3 protein-coding genes are annotated in these 1,774 nt (G+C 73.5%); all 3 read right to left on the reverse strand.

Annotated features, from left to right (window positions below; translation table 11 throughout):
• Positions 1-107 precede the first annotated feature (107 nt).
• Entirely contained in the window at positions 108-257 is a 150-nt protein-coding gene (locus DEIPI_RS37395; RefSeq protein WP_157463464.1) for a hypothetical protein, read from the reverse strand.
• Between the two features lie 57 nt (positions 258-314).
• Positions 315-956, reverse strand: coding sequence for a phosphate signaling complex protein PhoU (gene phoU / locus DEIPI_RS0104810; RefSeq protein ID WP_084473968.1), 642 nt, complete (start codon positions 954-956; stop codon positions 315-317).
• A 1-nt stretch (position 957) separates the two neighbouring features.
• Positions 958-1,774 (reverse strand): sensor histidine kinase (locus DEIPI_RS28615; protein ID WP_045233667.1); only part of this gene is annotated, 817 nt, incomplete at its 5' end.

Raw genomic sequence — 1,774 nt, forward strand, 5'->3', positions numbered from 1 at the left:
CGGGCTGTACGCCTTCGGCAGCACGGCGGGCGCCGCCGATCCCACCACCCGCGCGGAGGTGCGGGCGGCGCTCATCGCGTACCTGCTGCCGGTCGTGCGGCCCTGATCTACTCCTCGTAGATCAGGCCGCCGTCGTCCTCGCGGGGTTCGCCGGTGGGCGTCTCGGCGGGCGGGGAGGTGGGTTCGGCGGGCACGTTCGCGGCGTGCGGTTCGGTCTCGCGGTCTTCCGTGTCGGTGCGGCGGTCCTCGTTCGTCATGCCCGCTTCATACCGCGCCCACGCGCGTGATGGTGCCGGTCGCTCCGGGGATTTCCTTCACGTCGCGCGCTCGGCCTCCAGCCAGTGCAGGATGCGCTCGGAGATGTTCTCCACGTGATCCCCGACGCGCTGGAGGCTGCGGCCGATCCGCGTGAGGGCCAGCGCCTCGGGCACGGCGTCCGGGTGCTCGTGCAGGAACGTGACGAGCTCGCGGTAGAAGTGCTCGTGACGGTCGTCCACGTCGAGGTCGAGCCGCGCGGCCCGCGCGGCGACGTCCGCGTCGCGTTCCGTGAAGGCGCGCGCCGTGAGCGACAGCATCAGCCGGACGGACGCGATGATGCGCCGCAGCTCCACGTAGCGCTTCACGAGCGGCTCGACGGCCAGCACCCGCGCGTCCTCCGCGACGTGCACGGCGTGATCCCCGATGCGCTCCACGTCCGTGAGGGACTTGTAGATCACGGAGACGAGCCTCAGGTCGCGCTCGCCCAGCTCGGCGCTCGCGGCGAAGAGCTCCAGGCAGCGGTCCTCCAGCGCGAGCTCCAGCGCGTCCACGCGGCGGTCGAGGGCACGGACCCGACCGACGTGCTCGATGCGGTTCTCCAGCAGCACCTCGCTGGCGAGCTCCACCTGCTCGCCCGCCTGGGAGAGCATCCGCAGGAAGTCCGCGCCGAGGGCGCGCAGGTCGGCGGCGCGCGTCACGTCAGCGGTCCTCCCGGCGGTCCTGCCCGGCGGGCACGGTGAAGCCGAACTCGTTGCCGCGTCCCGTGTGGCGTCCCCAGACGCGCCCACGCCAGTCCCGCACGAGCCGCGTGACGATGGAGAGGCCCAGGCCGCTCCCGCGTGACGCGGCGCCCTTCGTGCGGGACGCGAAGATGCCCTCGTAGTCGGGCAGTCGGGCGCCGCCGTCCGTGACGCGGACGGAGACGAAGCCTTCCTTCTCGTCGTCCGCGCGGGCGGTGACGGTCACGTCGCCCGGGTTGGGGCCGTGACGGGCGGCGTTCTCCAGCAGGTTGATCAGGACCTGCACGAGCTTGTCGGGGTCGCAGCGCACCAGCACGCGCGCGCCGCGCACGCGGACGCGCACGCCGCGCCGCTCGAACTCGTCCCCCGTGAGACGCAGGACGCGCCGGGCGGCCTCGCCGAACTCGAAGGTGCGCCGCGCGCGCGGGCGGAACTCCACCGCGAGGTCCTCCACGAGCCGTTCGAGCCGGCCCGTCTCCTGCAGGCTCAGGTTCACGAAGCGCTCCCGGATCTCGTCGGAGTCGGTGACGGCGACGGCCTCCAGCAGGCCCTTGATGGCCGTGACGGGCGTGCGGAACTCGTGCGAGAGGACCATCGCGACCTCGCGCAGCTCGCGTTCGCGTTCGCGCCGCTCGGTGACGTCCGCGACGATGAGTCCGCCCGGCACGCCCCGCGCGTGCAGGAGCCGCCCGGCGAGGTCCACCTCGACGTCGCGGCAGGTCAGGGCGGCGTCCTCGAGGCGGTGGTCGCGCAGCACCTCGATGAGCGCCCGGCCC

The organism is Deinococcus pimensis DSM 21231, from assembly GCF_000519345.1.
GTDB lineage: Bacteria > Deinococcota > Deinococci > Deinococcales > Deinococcaceae > Deinococcus_A > Deinococcus_A pimensis.